Here is a 25,618-nt window from a genome sequence, read left to right on the forward strand (position 1 = left end):
TTTATTTCTCCCCTGATACCCGCAACAATGGTGCTTGCACGCCAGGCTGGGGTTTGGTGCCGCTGGCTTTGGGGAGTGTTTTGTGGGCAAGCATCATGAATCAGACCGGGCAGTAGAACTGATCCGCACCGTAGGTTTCCACCGCGTTCTGATCGCAGGGAGCCTCGCGGTCCTCGCCTTCTTCGCGTTTGGCTTCCAACCCTTGAACGCTGTCTCCAGCAGTTCCGTGGGCGGAGCACTGGCGCAGGGGGTGGTGGAACCGACAGCCCTGGGCACCCTGGTGCCGCCGGAAGCCGAAACCCTGGTCATCGACCCCACCATGGAACCACCCCAGCAGGTTGCCGGTACGCCCATGGTCTACTTCGACCGCGCCATGATCCGCACAGTCAGCAAAGACGGCTCCACAGGCCTGACCGTTGCCTCCGCAGGGCTGTCACGACCCCCTGCAGGGAGCCTCTACTCGCCGCTTGAGGTCCTCAACAAGAGTTCGTCCTACGGCTACCGCTATAGCCCCTTGACGGGCCTGGCCGGAGAATTCCACTGGGGCCAGGATTACGCAGCCGCCTGCGGTACGCGTGTGTACGCTGCCGACGCCGGCGTGGTGCGGGCTGTCGGGTGGCACGTATGGGGCGGTGGGAACCGGGTTGAAATCGAGCACGGCAACGGCCTGGTCACCACCTACAACCACCTCCAGGCGATCGGCGTCACTCAAGGCCAATCAGTGCGGGTGGGCGAGGTCATTGCGGAGGTTGGGACCACCGGATGGTCCACCGGCTGCCATCTCCACTTCGAGACGATCGTCAACGGCCTTCACACTGATCCCGCCAACTGGACGCTGTTGCCCATCCGGCAGGTTGATGCGCTGCAAACCATCGCCATGGTGAACTACCAGCCCGGTGTTGGCACCGGCACCTCGGCAACACCGCAGTGGGCCGTTCCCGTATCGGATGGCACCACCCGGGCCGTCATCGGCGGAGAGCACGAAAACGACGAACCGCTTCCGGTTCCCCCCGCAGCTCCCTCGGGCACCACCCCGCCTGCCACCAACCCACCCAGCAGCCCTGGCGTTACCCAGACCACCCCGCCTGCCACCACGACGCCGGTTCAAACCACGACGCCGGTTCAAACCACGACGCCGGTTCAAACCACGACGCCGACGCCCTCACCTTCCGTGACGGCTACTCCGACTCCGACCGCCACCCCCACGCCGACCCCTACGGCTACAGTGACACCGACGCCGACCACCACTGCGACACCGACGCCGACTGCCTCCACAACACCATCGCCGTCAACCAGCGCGCCGGAAACCAACATAGTCCCGCCGGCTCCTGTGGCGCCGGCTCTGGTAGCACCCGCTCCGGCTGCACCGGCCCCCGTAGCGCCTGTTGTGGTGGAACCCGCGCCGGTGGTTGTGGCGCCAGTACATGTTGCACCCGCGCCGGTGGTGAGCCAAGCCGTTGCTCCAGTGGCTCCGGCGCCTCCCGTGGCTCCGGCACCCTCGCCTGTTGCAGTCCTCCCGACGTCGCTGCCGGCAGTAGTCCTTCCGCCCGGATACATCCTGATCGCCCCGGACCTGGTCCAGCGGCCGGACGGTGTGCTGGTGCCGTTGTCCTCGCTCATCCTTCCCACGCCCTAGGTTTCGCCACCCAAGCCGGCTCCCGTAAGCTCGATGGCGGCAATACCGCCAGACGACGTCGTCAGGAAGCGAATCCCATGACCAGCCTGTACAGCATTCCCCTCACCTTCAACGATGGCACCGAAGCAGACTTCGGCCGGTTCGAAGGCCAGGCGGTCCTGGTGGTAAACGTCGCTTCAGAGTGTGGCTTCACGCGCCAGTACGCAGGCCTCGAGGAGTTGTACGGCAAGTACCGCGGCCAGGGCTTGGAGATCCTGGGGGTGCCTTGCAACCAGTTTGGCGGGCAGGAGCCCGGCGCGGACCACGAGATCGCTGAATTCTGCGAACGGAACTTCGGTGTGTCCTTCCCGTTGACCAGCAAAGCCAACGTCCTGGGAAAGCAGCAACATCCCTTGTTCGCGGAGCTGACCCGGGACGAGGATGGGCAGTCGGCCAAGGTCAAGTGGAACTTCGAGAAGTTCGTCATAAACCGCAAGGGAGAACTTGTAGCAAGGTTCCCATCCGCAGTGGAGCCCGACTCCGAATACCTCATGAAAGCAGTGGAAGAGGCGCTGGCATAGACGCCGCTGATCCAGAAGGGAGAAAAGTAATTTTCCAACATTCCGCCGGATGTTAGCCAGTTGTTGGCTTGTTGTCTGGTTGGATTGGGACTACTGGATTGATACGGGAGAAGCCGTCTCCCACCAAACGCTAAGGCGAAGCTATGGAGCTCATCGAGGCCGAATACCCCAAACCAGGTCATGTGCTTTTGCACCTGAGCGATCTTCACCTGGTGGGTGGTCCGGGCACGCTCCACGGCTCGGTGGACAGCTCAGCCAGGCTCCGGGAGATCTGTGAGCAAATCATCGCCTCAAGGATCCGGCCCGAGGCCATCATTTTCACCGGAGACCTTGCCGACAAAGGTGAGTTGGAAGCTTACGAGCACCTCCGCGAAATGATTGAACCCCTGTGTGCGTCACTTGGAGCCAAAGCTATTTGGGCCATGGGCAACCATGACAACCGGGCAAACTTCCGTTCAGCATTCGCCGACGCCTCTGCAGCCAGCAAGCCCCAGGACCCCGTGGACCGCAGCTACTTCGTCAACGGGCTCCGCATCATTACCCTGGACACCACGGTCCCCGGCCACCACTACGGCGAACTGTCGGAATCGCAGCTAGAGTGGTTGGAAGCTGAATTGGCAACGCCGGCCCCGGACGGCACCATCCTGGCCCTCCACCACCCGCCCGTCCCGTGCGTGCAGGACCTCGCCGTCCTGGTGGAGCTGCGTGGCCAAGCCGCACTGGCCGCCGTCGTGCGTAATACTGACGTCCGCGCCATCCTTGGCGGTCACCTGCATTACTCGACGACGGCGAGCTTCGCCGGCATCCCGGTATCGGTCGCCTCAGCTACGTGTTACACCCAGGACCTGGCGGTGCGTGCCGGCGGACAGCGCGGGCGCGACGGAGCGCAGTCGTACAACATGATCCATGTTTACGAGCACACGATCGTGCATTCAGTGGTCCCGATGTCCGGAGGAGTCACTGTAGGTGAGCCAGTGGATGCCGACGAGGTTCAGCGGCGCTTGGCCGAAGCCGGTATCCGCATTCCGTACGAGTCCCGGGTAGGGGCTCACACATCGCCGGGCACGCACACCTCTTCGCTTCCGATGGTTTCCTCCGGCCCTACTTCTCCCAAGGCGCCTTAACCGGGAAGTACTTCTCCAGGAAGTCGGTCACCAGGTCTGCGCGCTCGTTTGCTTCAACCTCGGGGAAGCTGCCGTCGTTGAGGCAGAAGAAGTCCATGTGGCGCTTTGCCAGGAGCTTGGGCAGATAGTGCAGCCCGGCCCACATGGTGGAGTCCACATACCTGACCTTTGCGCTGGTCTGCGTGACGGCGCGGCCCGTGAGCAGGGCGTAGTAGTGATAGAACGAGTTGGTCACGGAAATGTTGTCCGCGGCCCGGAACCGGCTACCTGCGGTCTTCGCGAACTCGGCCGGGAATTCCTTCTCCATTTGTGCCACCACACTCCTGCGCAGCGGCGCGGCCGTGTGCTCAAGGTGCCGGGTGGTGATTCGGCCAAAGCGCTCCCACAGCAACTTGCGGTTCACACGGGCTGCGTTCTCAAAACCGCTGCGTTCGGCGTCGTTCTCACCCAGGCCGATCCGGGTGTCGGCCTCGATGAACTTGGTGATGCCGCCGGGCGTGAAGAACATGTCAGGACCCACGGGACGGCCAAAGAACATGTCGTCGTTGGAGTACAGGAAGTGCTCCGAGAGGTCCTTGATGTGGTGCAGCTGGCATTCCACGGCCTGGGAATTGTGGGTAGGCAGAACTGAGGGGTCGGCAAAGAATTCCTCGCTCCGGACGATGGTCACCGAAGGGTGGTCGGCCAGCCATTCCGGTGCGGGGGAGTCCGTTGCGATGAAGATCCGCCGGATCCACGGAGCGAACATATGCACTGAGCGCAGCGCGTACTTCAGCTCGTTGATTTGCCGGAAACGGGCTTCGTGGTCATCGCCCTCGCCGAGGACGGCGTCGGCTTGCTGTGCGCGCCTCCTGGCGATGTACTCGGGGTCGCTGCCGTCCACCCACGAGAAAACGATGTCGATGTCGAAATCGATGTCGCTGGCGTGGTCCGCGAACATGTTTTCGATAGTGGGCCAAGACAGGCCATGCCTCTGAACCGTGCCTCGCACCGCGTCCTGACGCAACATGGTGCGGCGGGTCAGGGAGTTCTCCACAGGGAGTTCCAGGTGGTCGCCCTCGAACCTCCACAGCTCAAGCTGTACGCCCAGGGCGGGGCCGTACCAGAGACCGCCGCCGATCTCGACGCGCGGCCGGTACAGGCGGAAGATCCGGGCTTTCCGGTTTGCGGACAGCTCGCCATCTGCAACCAGCACCGAGGTCTTCTTTTTGGCATCCACGGTCATGGAGTAGAACGGCTCATTGCGGAAAGCCGAGACCAGCGCCTCCCGGACGTCCTTGCGGGACTCCCAGTCCACGGCAATGACGGGCCGCTCATCATTTCCGCGCACCAGGATGAAGTCGATACCGGCAGCGTCCAAAGCGGCCCGAACAGCCAGGAGATCGGACACCATGGCCTGTTGCGGGGTCAGGTCGTCGTTGACCAGGGCGTACCGCCCGCGGTGACGAACGACGTCGGACCTGTGCTTAAGATGCGCGACGACGGCAGGCGAGATTGCCTCAGCAATCGTGTCCTCTTCGATGGACGGGCTGCCGTGGTAAATCGGATCGACCTGTGCTTGTGTGATGGCTGTATCTCCGGGATCTTTGCGGTGCGGGTTGCTCTGAAACTCTACAACTATGATGCGCTGGAACTTAGATCGAAAGGGCCTCGCGCCAGCTGCGGAGGAATGCGCCGCCGGCGTCGTCGTGGATGACGTCGTCGGCCAGATCAAGGTCGGCCGCCGTCAGGATGGTGTAGGGCTTGACGGGTATGCCATCTGCCGGCCGGACGTCCACGTGCTTCACATCGTGATCGTTGTGGTGAAGCCAGTCTGCCATGGCGTAGTCCGTACGGGAATCACCCACAGTCCTCCAGGAGAGCGGGGTGATGCCCTGGGCCGCCAGGAGTTCAACGGCCCGGCTGGCCCCGAGGTCCTTGCCCAGGCGGACGGATTCGATGTCCGTGGAGATGATGGTGGGGTCCAGGCGGTAGTCCGCAGTGTCATCGGACTCCGGTGCGTGGTGGTCCAGGATGGCGGCGTTGAGGCCGTGGCGTCCCATGATCTCCAGTGCATCGGCGTCGAAAAGCTTCTGCTCGGCCAGGTAGTCCTTGCTGGCCACGTCCACGTGCTGCTCCACCGAAACCATGGCGCGCTTGGTCTCATCGAAGAACATGTGCGCCGAGTAGTCCTCGGCAACAAGCCTGCGGATATCGTCCCCGTACGCTGCGGGCACGGCGAGCTGGTGGTCCACATGGATGGGACCGGGCCCTTCTGCGGTGTAGCTGAACCAGACGGCGCCCTTCTCGCAGATTGCGTGAATGACAGTGTCAGCCGGCATGCCCGCCGCAATCATGGGCTCCATGACCTGCTCGCTGATAAACGCATCCGAGCGCCCCGTGTTGAAGATGACCGGTATGCCCGCGGCAGCCAGGGCCACCATGTCCGCAATGATGTCCGGCTTGACGTCGCGCGTCACAGGGCTGGCGATGGGACCATCGACGTCCAGCAGCAGCGCCAGCGCGGGCGTCGCACGGGCAGCGGTCCGGTGAGTACCTTGGAGCGGTTGAGTCATGCCCCCATTCTGTCAGTCCCGGAGGTTCCCATCACAGCTATGACTTCTGTGACGCCATGCGAAGGTTAGTCACCTTTTGGCCACAACCTGCCTGTGCTGCGGGTCACAAGTTCCGTTAGCGCGGCATCTTCCATAGGCTTGCAGGGTGATCTTCAAAGCTGTGGGCGAGGGACGCCCGTACCCTGACCATGGATTCTCTGCGCCGCGGGACTGGGCTGCCCTGCCCCCGCGGCCCATCCGCCTCGATGAATTGGTGACCACCAAACGGACCTTGGACCTGGAGGCGCTGTTGGCTGAGGACTCAACGTTCTTCGGTGATTTGTTCCCGCACGTGGTCCAGTATCAAGGGGTCATGTACCTCGAAGACGGACTTCACAGGGCGGTCCGAACCGCGCTCCACCAAAGGACAGCCATTCACGCACGTGTATTGGTAATCGATGGCTAGCAAGGGCAGGCGTCCCAAAGATGTGACGCAACTCCATGGACACCGGGTAGTCACAGGTCCCGAACTTCGGGCGACCTTTGCCGAGGACGAGCTGGCGCACAAAGGCCGCTTCCGGCGGAGGCTGTTCCATGGAATCGTCCTTGTCCTGTTGGTGGGTGTCATAGCTGCCGGCGCGGTGGGTGCGTGGGCGATCATGAACGGCGTGGTCAAGGTTCCCAGCGCCATCGCCAGCAAAGCTCCCATTAGCCTGTGTCCCTCCACCACGTTCGACTACGTCCCGAACGAGACCGTGACGCTCAACGTCTTCAATGCCACCTCACGCGGAGGGCTGGCCGGCACAGTGGCAGAACAGTTCACGGCCCGGGGCTACAAGGTGGCCTCGGTGGACAACAGCGATACCGCCTATTCGGGCATTGGCGTGGTGGTCTCGGGCGTCAAAGGCCAGGCCGCGGCGTTCAATATCCAGCGGAACCTTGCAGGAACGGATTACTTCGAGGACAACCGTGAGGACGAGTCCGTGGACGTGATCCTCACGCCAGGCTTCGAAGGTTTGGTGGAGCCACAGTTGGTGGACCAGACACCGGGTACGCTGGAGTGCCCGCGGGAGGACCTGCGGATCGCTGACAACTCCAAGTGGCCCATTATTCCCACGCTTCCGGCGGGTCAGTAGTTAGCCAGCCAAGGCGTCGTGGGCTGGCGCTTCGAGCCTGACGGGCCTCCCGGCGTCGTCGAACCGGGCACCAGCGCCCAACTGAATGAAACGCACCGTTTGTGCCGTATGAAGTTCAACAGCTGAGTGAGGCTCGACGTCGGAGGCCGGCGACGGCGCGGGAGTCTCGCCGTCGGGCGTTCGGTTGCGGCGTGCGGCGCTGGCTGAGAGCGTTCCGAGAATGAGCCGCGCCAATTGCTCGACGTCGACGTCCGGCAGATAGCCCTGCCGTACTCCGTCCTGGAGGATGTCCTGCAACAGTACGTTGAGATCTCCCACGTGGTCGGCCAGCTTGGCGAAGGACCCGGGGGAGAGGACTGCGGCCATGGCCGGGCCAGGGGGCAGATGGCGTCGGCTGAGATCCTCCACCTGGGCGCGGACGTAAAGGGCAAGGCGGTCAACCGGGTTTTCCAGCGCGGCCAGTGAATCGCGGAGGTCCACAATGAAGCGCTCGGTCTCGTCCAAGGCATACGCGATGAGCAGTTGCTCCATGTCCGCGTAGTAGTTGTAGACAGCCGTGCGTCCCACGCCGGCGTGGCGCGCAACGTCGGTCATGGTGAGGCCGGGGAGTCCATGGGTGAAGAGGAGCTCTCCAAAGGCGGTGAGAATCCGACGTTGGGTCGCGGCGCGTTGGGCAGCATTCGTGGCGGCCGTGATCCTTGGCATACAGACACTTTACCGCGATCTGTCACTAAGAGCTGCGAGTTTAGGTGGGTGTCGCCCCTTGGTGGCCCGCAGGCTTGGTGTCAGTTTCCCGCTGACGTTTGGGCTGTGGTTTTTCGGAGGACCAGGTGCGGAGTTCGGATCACGCTGCCTGGTGACTGTGTCCCCTCGATTCGGTCTACCGCCCGGCCAACGGCGGCGGCAGCAAGGAGCGGAGCGTCCTGGCTGACAGAGGACAATTGCACGTAACTTAGCCTGGCGAAGTGACTGTCGTCGTAACCGAGTATGGAGACATCCGCGGGAATGCTGATCCCCGCGGCCTTGAAGCTTTCCATTACTCCCAGCGCCTGCCTGTCATTGAAGGCGATGACAGCCGTGGGCAGATCCGCCTGAAGGATCTGCCCCGCACCCATGCCGTCCTCCTCGCCGGGGCCGCCTGGAATAATCACAGGTTGCAGGCCGTGCCGGATCATTTCGGTACAGTACGTCTCCCGACGTTTGTCCGACGAGACGGCCGAGCCGCCGTCCACATGAACGATCCGTCGATGGCCAAGGCTCACCAGGTGGTCCACGGCTATCGAGATGCCGGCGTAATCATCACTGCTGACCGAGTCCACAGAATCGCCTACGTCGTCGCGTAGCAAGCTCACAACCGGCACTTGGCGGGCGTGCAGTGCCAGGTCTTCCGCGCTGAGGGTGGGAGCGATGATGATCAGCGCCTCCGCACCTACATCCAGCAAAGTCTCGATGGCGCGGGCCTCAGGCCTGCCGTTGGCCACTGCACTCAGTGCTATTTCATAGCCTCTGGCCGAGGCCTCGGCATAGGCGGCATCCACGATTTCGGCATGAAAAGGCTGTGAACTGGAAAAGATGAGGCCCAGGAGTTTGGTTCGGCTGCTTCGCAGCAGCCTGGCCCGGGAGTCCGCGCGATATCCGAGTTGGCGGGCCGCCTCCAAGACTTTTTGCCGCGTTGATTCCGCCGCGCCGGGTGCACCCCGCATCACGATGGAAACAAGTGCGCGTGAGACACCGGCGGCCTCGGCTACGTCCATCAGGGTGGGGCGGCGCTGCGGTTCGGACATATTTTCCTCCAAGTGCGTTCAGTGTATAGAACGATCTAGACGCAGTGCGAATCGCATGCCACTATGGATCGACTAGAACGATCTAGAAGAATTTTTTAGGAGCAAGCATGGGTTACCTTCAGCATCCGGCCAGAGAAGACCGGCCGGTTCGTATTGGTCTGATTGGAGCGGGGTGGATTGGGACTTTCCACGCTGAATCCGTGGCGCAACGCATCCCCTCTGCCCGGCTTGAAGCAATCGCCGACCCCGCTCTTCCCGCCGTCGAGGCATTGGCGGGCCGCCTGGGTGTGGGCAAGATCAGCACCGACGCCGAGGATGTACTGAACGATCCGGACGTGGATGCTGTCCTCATCTCCGCTCCGGCGCGGTTTCATTCCGGGCTGATCGCGGCAGCAGCGCGGGCAGGTAAGCATACCTTCTGTGAAAAGCCGGGAGGCCGAACGGTGGAAGAGCTTGATGCGGCCCTGGAAGCAGCACACGCCGCAGGCGTGGTTGTCCAGTTCGGTTTCAACCGCCGCTACGCGAATGACTTCGCTGCCGCCCGGCGACTCATCGATGCCGGCGCCGTAGGGACCCCGCAACTGCTTCGGTCCTTGACCCGCGATCCAGGCAGCCCGGACGGGATCGCCAACCCGGAGCGGATTCCGCCGGGCACCATCTTCCTTGAAACACTCATCCACGACTTCGACACCCTGAACTGGTTGAACCCGGGCGCTGTCCCTGTTCGCGTTCATGCTGTGGCTGACGCGCTGGTGGCTCCTGAAGCAAAGGAGGGTGGCCTGTTGGATACTGCCGTGGTCACTGTGACCTACAGCAACGGGGCCATTGCCGTGGCCGAGGCCAACTTCAACGCGCTTTACGGCTATGACGTGCGGGGAGAAGTTTTTGGCTCTGCCGGAATGGTGACGGCGGGAGGCCCCCAGGCCACCACGGCCACAAGCTACACCGCCGCCGGTATCAATGCGGACACCGTCCGCCTGAATGTTGACCTCTTCCATGATGCGTACACAGTCGAACTCGCCCACTTTGTGGAGTCGGTGAAGGCTGACCGCGACGGCATTCAGGCCTCCGCTGCTCCCAAAGCTCCCGGTGGAATCGATGCGCGGAACGCCCTTGCCGTGGCCCTTGCCGCCACCCGTTCAGCCCAAACCGGGTTGCCGGTTGATGTGGCAGATATTGCCGTCCTTAGCCCAGCGGAACCCGCGCTGCAAAGGGTGGGGGATAAAGCATGAGCTTCCGCCTGGCTGCCTGCGCTGAGATGCTCTACGGCGAACTGCCGTTGATAGAGCGTGTGAAGAGAATTCATGAGCAAGGCTTCGAGGTGGAGTTGTGGGACACCCGGGGAGGGGACATCCCGGCCCTGGCAGCAACGGGCGCCCGGTTCTCTTCGATGAGCGGTTACTTTGGCGGTAGCCTCACTGACCCCGGTAGCGCAGATGAAGTGCTGGCATCGGCGGAGAAACTGATTCCTGTGGCGCTTGAACTTGGTATCCAGCGCATGGTGGTCCATCCCGCAGAACTCGGAGAAGGCGGCAGGGCTGTCCGCCCCGTTCACCGGTCTACCGGCGAGATGTGGCTGACGGGCCGGAGCACGCTCGAACGTCTGGCGGCCTTGGGCGAGAAGCACGGTGTGGTCTTCGCCTTGGAAAACCTGAACACCGTCCTGGACCACCCCGGAATCCCTTTGGCACGCGCCAAAGACACCTTGGCGCTGGTGGCGGCGGTGAACCACCCCAACGTCAGGATGATGCTGGATCTCTATCACGCCCAAATTGGTGAGGGGAACCTCATTGAACTCGTCCGGGCCGCATTGCCTTGGGTAGGAGAAATACAGGTAGCCGACGTCCCCGGCCGCTGTGAACCCGGCACCGGGGAAATCAACTACACCGGTGTGGCATCAGCCCTGAAGAAGGCCGGATACGAGGGCGTGGTGGGTTTGGAGGCGAATGCCGCGGGAGGATCCGGCCTGGAAGCAGGGGACACCGCGCTGGCGGCCTTCCGTGCGGCCTTTGATAGCTAGCTGGGTGCGGCCGACGCATCCGTCCGAGATGACGGCGTGAGCTTTTGCGTTGACGCCCGCGGGCGCCAGTCCTCTGCGTCCGCGGGCCAAAACTCGCGTAGCATCAAGGAAAACCGGTCAACAGCAGCGCCGGCCAACAGCAGCTAGGGGGCGTCTTGCGCGCAACGGTCAAGGACGTAGCGCGCCGTGCGGGGGTCTCGCCCAAAACGGTTTCGAATGTGATGAATGGGATCGTGCCTGTCAGCGGCCCCACACGGCTCAGGGTTGAGCAGGCCATGGCTGAGCTGGATTACGTCCCCAACCTTTCGGCACGCGGACTGCGGAACGGGCGCTCAGGGGTCATTGGGCTGGCGTTGCCGGACCTGGCCACTCCGTTTTCCGCAGAGATTGCCCAAAGCATTGTGGAGATTGCCCACGAGCAAGGCTTTAGCGTGCAGATCGAGGAAACGGGCTCGGATCCACAGCGTGAGCAGGAGTTGATGACACGTGCGCGGGCCAACCTCATCGACGGCCTGATCCTCAATCCCGTGGTTCTGGATGAAAGCGCCGTGAAAGTTGGCATTGCACTGCCTCCTGTGGTCCTGCTCGGTGAGGTGTCCCAGCAGTTGGCTGACCGGGTGTTTGTGGACAGCTTCGCAGCCGCGCGGGACATGACCCTGGCGCTCGCCAGCTCCGGACGGCGGCGTATCGCCGTGCTGGGCACCACCCAGGGGCGTGGATCCGCGGCGGCCCTTCAGCGTACCCAGGGGTATGAAGCGGCTCTGGACAGCCTCGGGATTCCGCGCGATGAATCGCTGATGATCCCGTGCGAAAAGTGGACGCCGGAAACCGCCGCGAAAGCCCTGGGTGCTTATCTGGAAGCGAACCCCGTTCCCGAAGCATTGTTCTGCTTCACGGATTCCATGGCAATTGGTGCGCTGAACGTGCTCTGGAAGCGGGGCTTGCGGGTTCCGGAGGACATTGCGGTAGCGGGCTTTGATGACATAGCCGATGGCCGCTACGCCGTTCCTTCGCTGACCACGGTCTCTTTCGACAAGCGCACCATCGCCAGCGAGGCACTACGTCTGCTGACAGAGCGCATGGCGGACAGGGGCTCCGCGCAGCGCGTGGTCAGCGTTGAATACACCATCGTCGAACGGGACAGCACCCGCACTTAGAGGCTGCGCCGCAAGGATAAGTCGGGAGTCATCCATCAAATTGTGTGCGCTAACAATTTTCTCTTGCCCTGCCTATTACATCGATGTAATGTGAGACCTGCGTCACCCTGGGGCCAACCTTAACTCCAGAGCGGGGACGCGCCGGAGCCGGAATTCCATGCAGTAGCAGTGCAGCAACGCACTCCAGTAAACGCAGCACAGCAGTGACCTTTCAGCGGACCCATCCAAAGGAGTGACGGGTGAAGCAGTTTGAATCTTTGACCGGGAAACAGTTGTCCCGGAGACAATTAATGACAGGGTCAGCCCTCCTTGGCGGCGGCCTCCTGGCGGCAGGCCTCACAGGCTGCGGAGGTGCAGCACAGGCCGCGGCGGTTCAGGACATCGGGTTTTGGCACCTCCTTTCCGGCGGTGACGGCATCAAGATGCAGGCCATGATCAACGCCGCCAACCAGGCCAATCCAGGATTCAAGGTGCACCCCACCGTGCTTGCCTGGGGTCCGCCGTACTACACCAAGCTGGCCATGGCATCGGCGGGAGGGCGCCCACCGGAGGTGGCCATCATGCACGCCAGCCGGGTTCCCGGGTATGCGCCAGGTGGACTCATTGAGCCGTGGGACTTGGACCTGCTGGCGGAAAACGGAGTCACCGCTGCGGACTTTGCCCTCAGGATCTGGGAGAAGAGCCAGCACAACGGCAAGGTCTTTTCCATCGCACTGGACTCCCACCCGTTCGTGATGTTCTACAACACGGATATAGCAGGAAAAGCGGGCGTGCTGGCCAGCAACGGTCAGCTTCAGGAGGTCAGTTCGCCGGACGAGTTCAAAGCCATGGCCCTGGAAATGCAGAAGGTTACCAAGGCCCACGGCCTGTCCTTCGGCTACCTTGGCAGTGGTTCGCAGATGTGGCGACTGTTCTACACCCTCTACAAGCAGCACGGCGTTGACATGGAACTGACACCGGGTCAGCCCATGAAGGTGGACCGGGAAGCGGCTATCGAGTCGCTGGAATTCATGGCGTCCCTCTTTGACGACACCATCGCAGCCCAGGCCGGGGATATCAGCACGGGCATCGCGGAGTTTGCCCGCGGAGGATCGGGCATGCTGTTCAGCGGTGTGTGGGAGCTGCCCACCATGAAAAAAGCCGGCATCCCCGTCGATGCGGCCACCATACCCACCCTCTACGGGACACCCGCGTCCTACGCGGACTCACACTCCTTTGTCCTCCCGCGCCAACTGAAGCTCAACGAGGACAAGCGCAGGGACGTCTACAAGTTCGTCACCGATGTCCTCAAAGGATCGCTGTCCTGGGCTGAAGCCGGACACATCCCCGGCTACCAGCCCGTGGTCCAGTCACAGGCCTACCGTGAGCTCACGCCCCAAATTCACTACGCCAACGCAGCGGAGATCATCGCCTACGATCCCGAATCCTGGTTCAGCGGTTCGGGCTCGGACTGGCAAACCTACTTCGCGGAGAACGTCCAGAACGTCCTTCTGGGAAGGGACAAGGCAGCTGCAGGATGGGATGCCTTCGAACAACGCACCAACACCCTCCTCTCCCGCCCCAACCCGGTTTAACCGGCCCCGTACCGAGCGACCAAAGGAGTTCTTGAATGAGTACCTCTACGCTGTCCCGGCCCAGGCCGCAGAATCTACGCAAACCCGGCAGCCGCACCCGAAGCAACCTGAGCGGCTGGGGATTCGCCGCGCCGTTCCTTGTTTTCTTCCTTGCTTTCCTGGTCTGGCCCATTCTCTACGGCTTCTACATGAGCCTCACGGGCAAGTCCCTCACTGGAGCGAACGACAGCCTCATCGGCTTCGCGAACTACGCCGAAGCTCTGGCCGACGCCGATATGTGGCGTTCCTTGGGCAACACCCTCTACTTCACGGTGATCAGCACCGTCCCATTGGTCCTCGTCGCGCTGGTCATGGCCGCGTTGCTCAATATCGGGCTACCCGCGCAGTGGCTGTGGCGCCTGTCCTACTTTGCGCCCTATCTCTTGGCATCAACCGTGGTGAGCCTGTTCTTCACCTGGATGTACAACCCTCAACTAGGCCTGATCAACGAGTTCCTCACGGGCATCGGCCTCCCCAGGGTTGCTTGGCTCAATGATCCCAACGTAGCTATGTGGGCGATCGTCATCGCCACTCTCTGGTGGACCGTGGGCTTCAACTTCCTGCTGTACCTGGCCGCGATGCAGAATATTCCGGCCCAACACTATGAGGCAGCATCGCTGGACGGTGCGGGCGCGTGGCGTCAATTCTTCTCCATCACCCTGCCGCAGCTCACTCCCACCACGGTGATGATTGTGCTGTTGCAGATCCTGGCGTCACTGAAGATTTTCGATCAGGTGTACCAGATGACCGCGGGTGGCCCCGGTGGATCCACCCGGCCAGTGGTCCAGTACATCTTTGAAACCGGGTTCACCGGTTACCGGCTGGGTTACTCGGCAGCCATCTCCTACATCTTCTTCGGACTGATCGTGGTCATCTCGGTCATGCAGTTCGTCATCACCCGCCGCAGGAGTGCATAACCATGGCAACCCCTACCCTGACCCGTCCCGCACCACATGCCACAACCGCAGATAGCCTCACAATCCGCCAGCCGCGCAAGAAGCTGACGGTCGGCAGGATCGCCGCCATCGTCGTTGCTGCCTTCATCGCAGTGCTGTGGCTGATTCCCTTCGCATGGGCCACGGCCACCGCTTTCAAAACCGAAACGGACGCCGCAGCTCCGGACGTGACCTGGCTGCCGCCGTCGGGATTTACACCCGAAGCGTTCGTGAAGGTGTTCCAGGACGGCAACATCCCGCTGTGGACCTGGAACTCGCTCTACACATCCGCGGCCATTACGGCCATCACACTGGTGATCTCGGCACTGGTGGCCTACGCGCTTTCCAGGATCGACTTCAGGGGCAAGAAGGTGCTGATGACCGTGATCATCGCGTCCATCATCATCCCGCCGCCCGTGTTGATCATTCCGCTGTTCTACCAAATGCTGGCGCTGAACCTGATCGATACCTCGTGGGCCATCATCCTGCCGCAGGTCATCCACCCGGCCATGGTGTTCGTGCTCAAGAAATTCTTCGACCAGATCCCGCGTGAACTTGAGGAAGCTGCCGTCATGGACGGTGCCAGCCGCTTGCGGATCTTCACCCAGATCATCCTGCCGTTGTCCCGGCCCATCCTGGCCGCCGTCGCGATCTTCGTGTTCATCGGCGCGTGGAACAACTTCCTGTGGCCGTTCATCGCCACCAACGACGGCAACCTGCTCACGCTCCCCGTTGGCCTGCAGACCATCAAGAGCGCCTACGGCATTCAGTACGCGCAGAACATGGCGTCCGCTCTGCTCGCCGCGCTGCCGCTGATTGTCGTTTTCCTGTTCTTCCAGCGCCAAATCATCAAAGGCGTCGCGACGACGGGACTCGCCGGAACCTGACCGGTACCAATTCTCAACAACAGTTTCAGTACACAACCAAGGAGATCCATGTCCCGCGCACGCATCACCCTCGACCGCGACTTCACCATTGGCGAGGTACCCCGCCGGCTTTTCGGCTCCTTCGTGGAGCACATGGGCCGCTGTGTTTACACCGGAATCTACGAGCCCGGCCACCCTGAGGCCGACGAGAACGGTTTCCGGCAGGACGTCATGAAGCTCGTCAAGGAATTGGGCGCCACGGTGATCCGGTACCCCGGCGGCAACTTCGTCTCCGGCTACAACTGGGAAGACGGGATCGGCCCCGTGGAAAACCGGCCGCGCCGCCTGGACGGAGCCTGGCACACCGTGGAGACCAATGCATTCGGCCTTCACGAGTTTGTGGACTGGTCCAAGCAAGCCGGCACGGAAATCATGGAAGCCATCAACCTGGGCACCCGGGGCGTGGACGCGGCCCGCGAGATCGTGGAATACGCCAACCACCCCGGCGGAACTTACCTGTCCGATCTCCGCGCCAAGAACGGGCACAAGGACCCGTTCAACATCAAGCTCTGGTGCCTGGGCAATGAACTGGACGGGCCGTGGCAGATCGGCCACAAGACCGCCGACGAGTATGGCCGCCTGGCCCAGGAAGCCGCCAAGGCCATGAGGTTTGTGGATCCTTCCCTTGAACTGGTGGCCTGCGGAAGCTCCAGCTCTTCGATGCCGACGTTCGGCGCGTGGGAACAGACCGTCCTCACGCACACCTACGACGAAGTGGATTACGTGTCCCTTCACGCCTACTACCAGGAGCACGACGGCGACGTCGGCAGCTTCCTGGCCTCCGCCGTCGACACCGATTACTTCATCGAGTCAGTGATCGCCACCGCGGACGCTGTCCGGGCGAAGGGCAAGCACAAGAAGCACATCAACCTGTCCTTCGACGAGTGGAATGTTTGGTACCAGCGAGGCCTGGACACCGAGGACCAGCCGCACAACGTGGCCAAGGCAGGCTGGCGGGAGCACCCCCGCGTGATCGAGGACAAGTACAACGTCACCGATGCCGTGGTGGTGGGGACACTGCTCAACTCGCTGCTGCGCCACGGTGACCGTGTCAAGATCGCCAACCAGGCACAACTGGTCAACGTCATTGCTCCGATCCTTTCGGAGGAGAACGGCCCGGCGTGGAAGCAGACGATCTTCCACCCGTTCGCACGCATGGCCGAGCTCGCCAAGGGCCAGATCCTGCGGCTCTCGGTGGACTCGGACAAGTACTCGAATGCGCGCTTTGGGGACACAGACCTGGTGGACGTCAGCGCAACATGGAACGAGGAGACGGGCCGCATGGCATTGTTCTTCGCCAACCGCGGGCTGGAAGAAGCCGCCGACGTCGAGGTTGCTTTGCGCGGTTTCGACGCCCGGCAGGTGCTCCGCGCAGAGGTCCTGGAGATTCCCGAGGGCGGTGACCGCTTCACCATCAACAGCCAGGATCAGCCGGGCCGCGTTGGCCTGACTGCTCTGGAAGGTGTGAAGGCGACCGGTTCGGAGCTGCGCCTGACGCTGCCCGCATTGTCCTGGGCCGTCGTCGAGCTTGATGTGGTGAAAGGCTAGCCGGGTTAACGCACGACGGCGGGTGGCTGGCTAGATTGCGCAGCCGTCAGGGCCGCAGGCCTCGGCGTCGGAAGCGCCTACCGGGATGAGCGGATTGGCTTCCTGCCACGCCTGGTTCAGGGCCTGGCTGAAAAGATCGGCAGGCTGGGCGCCGGAGATGCCGTACTTGCGATCGATCACGAAGAACGGGACGCCGGTGACGCCAATAGCGCGGGCCTCGTTGATGTCCTGATTGACCTCATCCGCGTACTTGTCCGAGGTGAAGAGCTCAGCCACTTCATCTTCCGGGAGGTCCAGCGCGGCACCGAGTTCCGTGAGGTACTCCTTGCTGCCGATGTCCTTGCCGTGCTCAAAGTGATCGCTGAGGAGCTGTTCCTTGGCGGCATCCTGGCGTCCGTGGGCAGCGGCAAGGTGGATGAGCCGGTGGGCGGTGAAGCTGTTGGCCACCACCACCTTTTCGAAGTGGTAGTCCAGGCCCTCGCCCTTGGCGGTCTCCGTGACGTGGGCGAACATTTGCTTGACCTGCTCAGGAGCCATGCCTTTGCGCTTGCTCAGGTAATCAAGCTCCGTGCCGTCGTAATGCTCCGGGATTGAGGGGTCCAGCTGGTAGCTCTTCCACTCAATGTCCACGGAATCGCGGTGCGGGAACTGTGCCAAGGCGGTCTCGAAACGGCGTTTGCCGATGTAGCACCACGGGCAAGCGACGTCTGACCAGATCTCAATCTTCATGCTCTCTGCAACCCTGAGCGCCGCCCACACATTCCATACACGGCTGTTATTTTCCTCACCCGTTGTTGTTGCAGGCCAAGGCAAATAGTCTGTGTAAAGGGTTATGTAGCCAGCCCTTGGAATGGGGGTTTTGCGCGGAGGCACCAGCATGCGCATCGGACTCATTGTTGGCCCTTGGTTTACCGTGCCGCCCGAAAAGTACGGCGGAACTGAGCGTGTAGTGGATGCCTTGGCACGGGCGTTCGTGGATGCGGGACACGAGGTACTGCTTGCAACGGCAGCGGACAGCACGTGCCCGGTGCCCCAGCTTCCGGGCTTTGGGCCCAGTGAGCCGGAAGAAGTCGGCCTCACACTGAGCGAGCTGGGCCATGTGATCAGGGCCTACCGGGACATGGGCGATGTGGACATCATCCACGATCACACCCTGGCCGGCCCCCTCTACTCCCACCGGCCGCAGGATGTGCCCGTAGTGACCACCATCCACGGGCAGCTCTCACCACGGGCGGCAACCCTGTACCGGGACATGGCACAAGACACCGGCATCATCGCCATCTCCCACGATCAGTGCAGCAGGGTCCAGGACCTGGAAATCTCGGCGGTCATCCATCACGGGATCGACCTCTCCGCGGTGAGTCCCGGCCGCGGCGCCGGGGGATACCTGTGTTTCGTGGGACGGATGTGCCCGGATAAAGGACTCATGGAGGCGGTGCGTATTGCCCGGGCAGCGGATGTCCCCCTGCGGATCGCAGCCAAGATGCACGCACCGGATGAACTTGCCTACTTCCATGACGTGGTGCAGCCTTCCTTGGCTTCCAACGAGGAGTTCTTGGGCGAACTCCCGGATCCGGCGAAATACGAGTTGATGGGCGACGCGATGGCCCTGCTCAACCCCATCCAGTGGCACGAACCCTTTGGGCTGGTCATGATCGAAGCCCTGGCCACGGGAACCCCAGTCCTGGCCACACCCATCGGGGCAGCTCCGGAAATCGTCAGGAATGGTGTCACCGGTTTTGTGGCGTCCACGGGAAAATTGGTGGAGTGTGTTGGCCGCATCCCGGATCTGGACCGTGAGGCTTGCAGACGCTCCGTGGAAGAATCCTTCAGCGCGCAACGCATGGCAGCGGACCACGTTGACTTTTACGCGAAGGTCATTGAACAATTCCGCGCCGGACCTCTTCCCGGCGGGGACGTATTGCAAGAGAATCGGAGGCAAGCCCTCCAAGGCTACCCACCCTCAAGGAAAACTCCGGAGGAGGCCCGCCGGCCATGACTGCCTGGAACGAAGAGACTGAAGCCGGGGCGTCCGAGCTGGGCGCCGTGACGGTCGTCGAAGGTTCATCGTTCTGTATTTCCTCGCATTCCGGTGACATTCACGGAGGCGGTTCCCAAGGTGCCTACTATCAGGACACGCGGATAGTGTCGCGTTGGATGCTGCGGGTCAACGGCGCGTTGCGGGAGCCGTTGACTACCCGCAATCCCACCGCTTTCCAGGCTGAGTACGTTGGCAGGGCCTGCTCGGCAGACGGCAGGTTCGACAGCCCGCTGGTGGTCCAGCACCAAAGGCACGTGGGGGCCGGCCTGCGGGACGACATCACCATCAGGAACTATTCGAGCCAGGACGCGCCGTGCGAGATTGAACTGCTGATCGACGCCGACCTCGCTGACCTCTTCGACGTCAAAGGCGGCCGTACCAACAAAGCCGGCAACCCTGTGAAGAAGGCCCACAGGAAAGAACTGCACATCGATTCCCTCCACTCCAGCGGGCAACGCCGGGGTGTGTCGTTCCGGGCCTCAGGCGCCAAGGTTTCCGATGATGGGCTACGGTTCCACGTCACCATTCCTGCCCGCAGCCAGTGGTCCACCAGCATCATCGCCCTTCCCCTGGTCAACGGAAAAGGACCTAGCGACCCCTTTACCGAAACCACGCCGCTGCACCACACGCCGGGCGTTCGCCGCCACGTCGCATGGGAAGAGCATGTTCCCCGGATTGCCGTGACGGACGCCAACGTAGAGGAAGTCCTGGAAAGGAGCCAGCGTGATTTGGGCTCGTTGCGGATCTTCGACCCCGCACACCCAGGCCGCGCCGCCGTAGCCGCGGGTGCGCCGTGGTTCATGGCACTGTTTGGGCGTGACTCGCTCCTTGCCTCCTATATGTCGCTCATGGTGGATCCCAACCTGGCGGCCGGAACCCTGCAGACCCTGGCCACGCTCCAAGGGACCAAGGTTGATATCGACTCCGAGGAAGAGCCGGGACGCATGCCCCACGAGGTGCGACTCGGGGTCACAGCAGGGCTCGCCCTGGGAGGGACCGCCTACTACGGAACCGCGGACGCGACGCCCCTGTTCGTCTCAACGCTCGGTGAGCTCAGCCGGTGGGGCCTCGGCACGGACATCATCGAATCCCTCCTCCCGCACGCTGACCGCGCCATCGAATGGATGGAGCAGTACGGGGACCGCGACGGCGACGGCTTCATCGAGTACCAACGGCCCAACCAGCACGGCTTGGTGAACCAGGGCTGGAAGGACTCCTGGGACGGCATCAACTTCGCCGACGGCCGCATGGCAGAGACGCCCATAGCCCTCTGCGAAGTTCAGGCCTACGCCTACGCGGCCTACGTGGGACGGTCCCTGCTGGCGCGGGCAGCGGGGGACTCCGCCGTCGAACGCCGATGCGCGGACCGCGCCGAAGCGCTGAAAGCCGCCTTCAACGAAGCCTTCTGGCTCCCGGAGCGGGGCTATTTTGCCCTGGCGCTGGACAAGGACAAGAAGCCCGTGGACTCCTGCACCTCCAACATGGGGCACTGCCTCTGGGTGGGCATCGTGGATGAGGACAAGGCCCCATTGGTGGCGGAGCGGCTGATGTCCCCTGAGATGTTCACGGGCTGGGGCATCCGGACTCTGGGGTCCGACATGGGCGCGTACAACCCAGTCAGCTACCACAACGGCTCCGTGTGGCCCCACGACACCGCGCTCGTCGCCACAGGACTGATGCGGTACGGCTTCGTGAAGGAAGCCAGCCGGGTTGCGAGCGGACTGTTCGACGCCGCCGAGTACTTTGGCGGGCAACTTCCGGAGCTTTTCTGCGGCTTTGACCGTGGCGACCTTTCGGAGCCGGTTCCGTATCCGACGGCGTGTTCCCCGCAAGCGTGGGCGGCTGCGGCGCCGGTCCAACTCGCCCGGATCCTGCTGCGGTTCGACCCCGACTTCACCCGGAACGTGCTGCATCTGGCGCCGATCCTGCCGGACGCTTATGGGTCGTTCCGCGCGGACAACGTGCTGCTGGGGCGCTCGCGGATCACCGTGCAAGCCTCCAGTTCGTCCGGTACCGTAAGCGGGCTTCCGGCAGGGCTCGAACTGCGCTCAGACCCTCGGCCGCCGCTGACGGGGGACTTGTTCGGCTAGAGCTCGTTTTCCATGACGAAGTCATGCTCCACGGTGTTGCCGAGCTTGAAAGATTTTGTGCCTACCCGCTGGAAACCGCTCTTCTCGTAGAAGCGGATGGCTTTCGCGTTCTCGCTGTTCACGCCCAGCCACACCCCGGCTGCGCCCTTGTCAGCAGCATTCGCCAACGAGGCCCTGATGAGTTCTGATGCTGCGCCCTTGCCGTGGTGGTCCGGGTGGACGTAGCACTTGCTCAGCTCGGTGGAGGGGAGCGCGGACAAGACGGATGCGACGTCGGGGTCGCTGGTCGGCTTGGCAATCAGCATGGTGTACCCGTTGAGCTGCCCGTCGTCGTCGATCACCAGGATGGTGATTTTCGCGTCGGCGAGGTAGTCCTCAAAGTTGTCTTCGCTCAGGGTCTTTTCAATGTGGGCCTGGATGTCCGCCGGTGAGGCGCCAGGCGGGCAGGCCAGCGGGAAGGTGATGGCGGCAAGCTCAGCCAGCTTCCCGGCGTCGTGCGTTGTTGCGGTGCGAATGGTTTCAGTCACGTGAGTCCCCCTTGCGAGTTTTTGGACAGCTAATGCCCCCAAGAACGAATCTTAGGGGCATTAGCTGTCCGAAAACTCTCAGCCGGGTGTTGGCCGGAAAGCGTTGGCGGCCTGGTCAGCGATGACTTGGGTCTCCCGGCCCGAGTCGAGGATGGTATTGCGTGTGGACGGGGGATCCACCAGGACAGCGGTTACGGCCAGGTCTTCTGCAGCGTCGGTGGTCAGGAGGGCATCCACTTGCGCTTCGAAACAGTCGTCGCTGGTGGTGGCGTGGACGTCCATGGCAACCACATGGTTGTTGGACACGAAATTGCCGCGGCCTTCGCGCAAACGGATGATGACCGGTGTGGCATCTTGGGGGCGGATACTGTCCGAATCGATGATCTGGGAAAAGTGGTTGCCGATTACCGAGTTGTTGTTCCCGCTGACACTGAGGACTCCGTGGAGGTCGTCCAGCCCGTTGTCTATCCCCAGGAAGGGCGTCCAGGGCTCATGGTCGCGGAGGAAATGGTTGGTGGCCACAAGGTTTTCCGAGCTGTTCCCCTCAAGGACCACCATGCCCGGATAGAAGGAATGCAGGCGGTTGTTGGTGATGCTGGAACGCGTGACGCCGCTGAAGTGGACGCTGCTGGCGCCGCGGGGGAAGACATTGTTGGCCGTCACCAGAAGCCCGCCATGGTTCTCCGCATAAATCGAGTGGCCCTTGAATCCCGCGCCGATCAGGTTGTCTGTGATCTTGGATGCCTGACCCCAACCGCGCAATTCAATGCAGCTTCCGCATTCGGCAATGAAGTTGTTGTGGATGGAGAGTGCGTCTGCGTTGTGGATAGTCAGGGCGTGCTCCAGGTAGATGAAGCCCATCTCGTTGACCCGGAAGGAGTCGTTGGCACTCGCAACGTGGATGCCGGTCTTGCCATTGACGTAGGTATTCTCGGCCGGCAGGTCCGAACCATCCGGGGTGAAGTGCAGCCCATCGATGCAGAAATTGACGAACTCCACCGAACTGATCCGGGGACTGCCTGCCCGCTCAACACGGAAGGCAGCTCCCATGGACGGGTCAGCATTGAACGGGGCAGAGCTAGCGGGAAGGTCCACCAGCACGCGGCTCCCGCCGGGCCATAGCTCGTGGAGGTTAGGCCATTCGTCCTCGGGGACGTTGAACCTGATGCTGGAGGATGTGAACCCATGGCCCGAGCCCTGGATCCTGAGGAAACTGATGTCGATCAGGACTTGCGTGCGCAGACGGTAGTCGCCCGGCGGCAGGTAAATCACCGCACCTGGCTTGCCGCCGTCGTTCACGTCCGTGGCGTTTTGGCGTTCCTTGACGTCGGCGATGATGCTGTTAATGACCTCGCCGATGTCCTCGGACGGGTTGCCGACGGGCCAGGCGGTCACGTCGTAGTAGTTGCTGCTGGACATGATGTGTGGGTCCCCCTGAAGGTTTTGGACGTGGGTCAGTTGGCGGGTTGGTGCTCGGGCAGTTCGGCCAGCAGCTCGTCCGACGTCGGCGGGTTGGCTCCAGCGCGACGCACAGTAATGGCTGCGGCCTTGGTGGCCCGGCTGCCCAGGGTCTTCAATACCTCAGGTGTGAGGCCGTTCGCTCCGGTCTGGAGAAGCCCGTAGATCAGGGCTGACATATAGGAGTCGCCGGCGCCGATGGTGTCAGCCACGGTGGACCTGACGGACGGGACCAAGACCCGGGCAGCAGGTGTTGAAAGCATGGATCCTTCGGAGCCCTTGGTGACCACCACAAGCCCGGCCCCGAGGTCCAGCACGCGCTGGGAAATGTTCTCCAGCGAGTCCTTGGGATAGAGCCAATGCGCGTCCTCATCACTGAGTTTGACCACATCGGTAAACGGAATGAGTTCCTCAAAAACGGTGATTGCCTGTGCCTGGCTGCCCACAAGGGCTGGCCGGATATTGGGATCGTACGTCACCACGCAGCGCTGATGCACCTGCGCCAGAAGCTCGCGAACCGCTGCCGCGCCAGGCTCCAGGAAGGTAGCGATTGATCCCGTGTGCAGGATCTTGGGCAGAGACAAGGGGGCGATAGCCGGGAGCTCCCAATGAATATCAAAGTCGTATTGGGCCGAGCCGTCCGAGGCCAGGGTGGCGGTGGCGGTGGCGGTTCGGCCGCCGGTGGGGGCACCGGTCAGGAGTTCGACGCCGGCGCTCGCTAAGTGTCGCTCGATGGCGGCACCATGGTGGTCGTCTCCGATGGATGTCAGCAGGGAGGTAGGTACGCCGAGCCGGCCTAGGCCGTAAGCGACGTTTGCCGGGGATCCTCCCGGGTGCTCAGCGGTGCCGTGGGACGTTACGACAATATCCACCAAGGCTTCGCCGACAACCACCACTTCCGTTGCCGTACCTTGTTCTTGGATGATCTGCATGGGACCTGCTCCTTAGGCGGGTGTTGAGACTGCGAGCTTGAGAACTGTTGCGTTACCTCCGTGGGAGGACAGCCAGTTTTCCTGGCTTCCGGCTTCCGGAAACACAAGGTCGGTCAGGGCCACCTTGCCGCCCTGGGCAAAGACCTCCACGGAGCACTGGTCCACCACAATGAGCAGCATAAGGACGCCGTCTTCCAGGGGCACCGGTGCGGATTCGGCTGATGCGAACTTCCCGTGGAACGTGGTGTCCCCGGATTGGGTCCGGTCAAGGGTGAGTCTGCCGCTGCCGGGAGCGTAACTCAGGACAGTGCCTTGGCGTCCGTCTGAGCTTGCGAGCAGGCGTAGATCAATCCGTTCCGAGGTTCCCGGCACGATCTCCGCCTCGATCACCTGCGCCCTGCGGGGTGCGGCGTCCGGCAAGCGGAGGGCATCCGCTCCCAACTCGATGTTGCCCGTGTGAAGCAGCTGCTCTTGCTGATCCCCGAGGATTGGGTACTGGACCAGGCGGGTGTTGCCGTTGAATGAACCCAGGCGCAGTTCACGGGCCAGGGTCATGGAAGACCGCCACGGCGCTGTTGGCAACTGGTTGGCGTAGTCCCAGTTGTTCATCCAGCCGATGATGACGCGCCGATTATCCGGGACGTCGCTGAAGGACACGGAGGCGTAGCAGTCGCGTCCCCAATCAAGCCACAGGCTCTGCTGCAGCGCTTCTGCCCGGGCAGCAGTGTTAGGCAGCGAGCTTAGTCCGGCAGGGGCCGATAGCGAGCCGGCGTCCGGAACGAAGCGGACGCCGTCGAAATGTCCCACAAAGTACTGTCCGCCCGAACCGCCCGCCACCGCACCCGGGTTGACGTTGACGATCAGGACCCATGTGATGTTCTTTGGATCCCCGTCCACCGCCAAGGGGAAGAGATCCGGGCATTCCCACTCGCCGGCGTCGGCGTTCGCGGGGCCAAAGTCGCTCAGGAACTCCCAGCTCTTGAGGTCCTCGGACCGGTAGAGAACTACTTTCTGCTGCTGCGCTTCGACGGCGACCATCACCCAGAAGGAACCTTCCGTGCTGTGATACCGGAACACTTTGGGGTCGCGGAAGTGCTCGGAGTTCCTTGTGACCACGGGGTTTTGCTCGTATTTTCGCCACATCATCCCGCCATCAGTGCTGTATGCGAGGGACTGGGCCTGCGTTCCGCTGTGCACCGTCCCGGCCTTGAAGGCGCTGGTGTACACAGCCACCAATGCCGGTGACTCGACGGTGCCGAAACCGGAGGTGTTGCCGTGGTCCACCACCACGCTTCCGGAGAAAATGTCTTCCGTGTCATCGCTCGCAATGGCTACGGGATGTTCCGTCCACTGCAGGAGGTCGGGGGAAGTGGCGTGGCCCCAGGACATGTTGCCCCAGACGCTGCCGAAGGGATTGTTCTGGAAGAAAAGGTGGAATAAACCGTTGTGGAAGACCAATCCGTTGGGATCGTTCAGCCAGGTGTCCCTTGCCGTGAAATGGATGGCAGGCCGGAAGTGGGGAGTCAGGGCCGGGGCTGTTTCCGGGCGTGCGGCATCAAGGCTACTGGACATGTGGTGCGTTCCTTTTGGGACGTTG

The 25,618-nt window shown here is 62.5% G+C and carries 23 protein-coding genes; 14 read left to right on the plus strand and 9 right to left on the minus strand.

All coding sequences use genetic code 11. From position 1 onward, the window contains the following. Positions 1–82: 82 nt before the first annotated feature. The 3 genes from LDN70_RS03265 (at position 83) to LDN70_RS03275 (ending at position 3,320) form a co-directional block, all read left to right on the plus strand. Positions 83–1,636, plus strand: coding sequence for a M23 family metallopeptidase (locus tag LDN70_RS03265; RefSeq protein ID WP_223941715.1), 1,554 nt, complete (start codon positions 83–85; stop codon positions 1,634–1,636). A 77-nt stretch (positions 1,637–1,713) separates the two neighbouring features. Beyond that, complete coding sequence (locus LDN70_RS03270) at positions 1,714–2,196, plus strand: glutathione peroxidase (protein ID WP_166841323.1); 483 nt, start codon at positions 1,714–1,716, stop codon at positions 2,194–2,196. Between the two features lie 143 nt (positions 2,197–2,339). Beyond that, on the plus strand, positions 2,340–3,320 hold the full coding sequence (locus LDN70_RS03275; protein ID WP_223941716.1) for a phosphodiesterase: 981 nt from the start codon (positions 2,340–2,342) through the stop codon (positions 3,318–3,320). Here LDN70_RS03275 and LDN70_RS03280 read toward each other — a convergent pair. Further along, positions 3,298–4,713 (minus strand): stealth family protein, encoded by a 1,416-nt coding sequence (locus LDN70_RS03280; protein WP_142937104.1) that lies wholly within the window; start codon positions 4,711–4,713, stop codon positions 3,298–3,300. The two genes, LDN70_RS03275 and LDN70_RS03280, sit on opposite strands and share 23 nt — an antisense overlap. A 241-nt stretch (positions 4,714–4,954) precedes the next feature. Next, the gene (locus LDN70_RS03285) at positions 4,955–5,875 is read right to left on the minus strand and encodes a Cof-type HAD-IIB family hydrolase (RefSeq protein WP_223941717.1); all 921 of its coding nucleotides are present in this window, start codon (positions 5,873–5,875) and stop codon (positions 4,955–4,957) included. Positions 5,876–6,020: 145 nt separating this feature from the next. Between LDN70_RS03285 and LDN70_RS03290 the strand changes: the two genes are divergently transcribed. Together LDN70_RS03290 and LDN70_RS03295 are read left to right on the plus strand one after the other, a co-directional pair. Further along, positions 6,021–6,320 carry a type II toxin-antitoxin system VapB family antitoxin gene (locus LDN70_RS03290; RefSeq protein ID WP_024819465.1) on the plus strand — a complete coding sequence of 100 codons (300 nt, stop codon included), beginning with the start codon at positions 6,021–6,023 and terminating at the stop codon, positions 6,318–6,320. A gap of 22 nt (positions 6,321–6,342) precedes the next feature. Beyond that, positions 6,343–6,990 carry a LytR C-terminal domain-containing protein gene (locus LDN70_RS03295; protein ID WP_223941718.1) on the plus strand — a complete coding sequence of 216 codons (648 nt, stop codon included), beginning with the start codon at positions 6,343–6,345 and terminating at the stop codon, positions 6,988–6,990. Here the strand turns inward: LDN70_RS03295 and LDN70_RS03300 are convergent, their stop codons facing one another. Both LDN70_RS03300 and LDN70_RS03305 read right to left on the minus strand, forming a co-directional pair. Beyond that, complete coding sequence (locus LDN70_RS03300; protein ID WP_166841326.1) at positions 6,991–7,695, minus strand: TetR/AcrR family transcriptional regulator; 705 nt, start codon at positions 7,693–7,695, stop codon at positions 6,991–6,993. A gap of 80 nt (positions 7,696–7,775) precedes the next feature. Further along, entirely contained in the window at positions 7,776–8,774 is a 999-nt protein-coding gene (locus tag LDN70_RS03305; RefSeq protein ID WP_223941719.1) for a LacI family DNA-binding transcriptional regulator, read from the minus strand. 107 nt (positions 8,775–8,881) lie between these two features. On the opposite strand from LDN70_RS03305, the gene LDN70_RS03310 reads away from it, so the two are divergent. From LDN70_RS03310 to arfA, 7 genes are all read left to right on the plus strand, one after another. Continuing rightward, positions 8,882–10,006, plus strand: coding sequence for a Gfo/Idh/MocA family oxidoreductase (locus LDN70_RS03310; RefSeq protein WP_223941720.1), 1,125 nt, complete (start codon positions 8,882–8,884; stop codon positions 10,004–10,006). After that, on the plus strand, positions 10,003–10,794 hold the full coding sequence (locus tag LDN70_RS03315) for a TIM barrel protein (RefSeq protein ID WP_223941721.1): 792 nt from the start codon (positions 10,003–10,005) through the stop codon (positions 10,792–10,794). The genes LDN70_RS03310 and LDN70_RS03315 overlap by 4 nt, the downstream gene beginning before the upstream one ends. 155 nt (positions 10,795–10,949) lie before the next feature. Then, positions 10,950–11,951 (plus strand): LacI family DNA-binding transcriptional regulator, encoded by a 1,002-nt coding sequence (locus LDN70_RS03320; protein ID WP_223941722.1) that lies wholly within the window; start codon positions 10,950–10,952, stop codon positions 11,949–11,951. Between the two features lie 239 nt (positions 11,952–12,190). After that, complete coding sequence (locus LDN70_RS03325) at positions 12,191–13,525, plus strand: extracellular solute-binding protein (RefSeq protein ID WP_223941723.1); 1,335 nt, start codon at positions 12,191–12,193, stop codon at positions 13,523–13,525. 35 nt (positions 13,526–13,560) lie between these two features. After that, positions 13,561–14,481: a carbohydrate ABC transporter permease gene (locus LDN70_RS03330; RefSeq protein ID WP_223941724.1), complete on the plus strand. Its 921-nt coding sequence runs from the start codon at positions 13,561–13,563 to the stop codon at positions 14,479–14,481. 2 nt (positions 14,482–14,483) lie between these two features. Further along, positions 14,484–15,386 carry a carbohydrate ABC transporter permease gene (locus LDN70_RS03335; protein WP_223941725.1) on the plus strand — a complete coding sequence of 301 codons (903 nt, stop codon included), beginning with the start codon at positions 14,484–14,486 and terminating at the stop codon, positions 15,384–15,386. 48 nt (positions 15,387–15,434) lie between these two features. Next, the gene (gene arfA, locus LDN70_RS03340) at positions 15,435–16,973 is read left to right on the plus strand and encodes an arabinosylfuranosidase ArfA (protein ID WP_223941726.1); all 1,539 of its coding nucleotides are present in this window, start codon (positions 15,435–15,437) and stop codon (positions 16,971–16,973) included. Positions 16,974–17,003: 30 nt separating this feature from the next. Here arfA and LDN70_RS03345 read toward each other — a convergent pair whose 3' ends face one another. After that, positions 17,004–17,702: a DsbA family oxidoreductase gene (locus LDN70_RS03345; RefSeq protein ID WP_166841332.1), complete on the minus strand. Its 699-nt coding sequence runs from the start codon at positions 17,700–17,702 to the stop codon at positions 17,004–17,006. Positions 17,703–17,850: 148 nt separating this feature from the next. On the opposite strand from LDN70_RS03345, the gene LDN70_RS03350 reads away from it, so the two are divergent. Both LDN70_RS03350 and LDN70_RS03355 read left to right on the plus strand, forming a co-directional pair. Next, complete coding sequence (locus LDN70_RS03350; RefSeq protein ID WP_223941727.1) at positions 17,851–18,972, plus strand: glycosyltransferase family 4 protein; 1,122 nt, start codon at positions 17,851–17,853, stop codon at positions 18,970–18,972. Beyond that, positions 18,969–21,104, plus strand: a complete 2,136-nt coding sequence (locus tag LDN70_RS03355) for an amylo-alpha-1,6-glucosidase (RefSeq protein WP_223941728.1) — start codon at positions 18,969–18,971, stop codon at positions 21,102–21,104. Before LDN70_RS03350 ends, LDN70_RS03355 begins: the two co-directional genes overlap by 4 nt. Here LDN70_RS03355 and LDN70_RS03360 read toward each other — a convergent pair. The 4 genes from LDN70_RS03360 to LDN70_RS03375 all read right to left on the minus strand — a co-directional run bounded on the left by LDN70_RS03360 (position 21,101) and on the right by LDN70_RS03375 (position 25,593). Beyond that, positions 21,101–21,631, minus strand: a complete 531-nt coding sequence (locus LDN70_RS03360; protein ID WP_166841335.1) for a GNAT family N-acetyltransferase — start codon at positions 21,629–21,631, stop codon at positions 21,101–21,103. The genes LDN70_RS03355 and LDN70_RS03360 overlap by 4 nt on opposite strands. Before the next feature lie 78 nt (positions 21,632–21,709). Beyond that, a complete protein-coding gene (locus LDN70_RS03365; protein ID WP_223941729.1) occupies positions 21,710–23,050 on the minus strand; it encodes a NosD domain-containing protein in 1,341 nt (446 codons plus the stop codon). A 35-nt stretch (positions 23,051–23,085) separates the two neighbouring features. Then, positions 23,086–24,021: a carbohydrate kinase family protein gene (locus tag LDN70_RS03370; protein WP_223941730.1), complete on the minus strand. Its 936-nt coding sequence runs from the start codon at positions 24,019–24,021 to the stop codon at positions 23,086–23,088. Between the two features lie 12 nt (positions 24,022–24,033). Further along, positions 24,034–25,593: a glycoside hydrolase family 32 protein gene (locus LDN70_RS03375; protein ID WP_223941731.1), complete on the minus strand. Its 1,560-nt coding sequence runs from the start codon at positions 25,591–25,593 to the stop codon at positions 24,034–24,036. Between the last annotated feature and the right edge of the window lie 25 nt (positions 25,594–25,618).

Origin of the sequence: Arthrobacter sp. StoSoilB22 (assembly GCF_019977315.1) — a bacterium.
Taxonomy (GTDB): domain Bacteria; phylum Actinomycetota; class Actinomycetes; order Actinomycetales; family Micrococcaceae; genus Arthrobacter.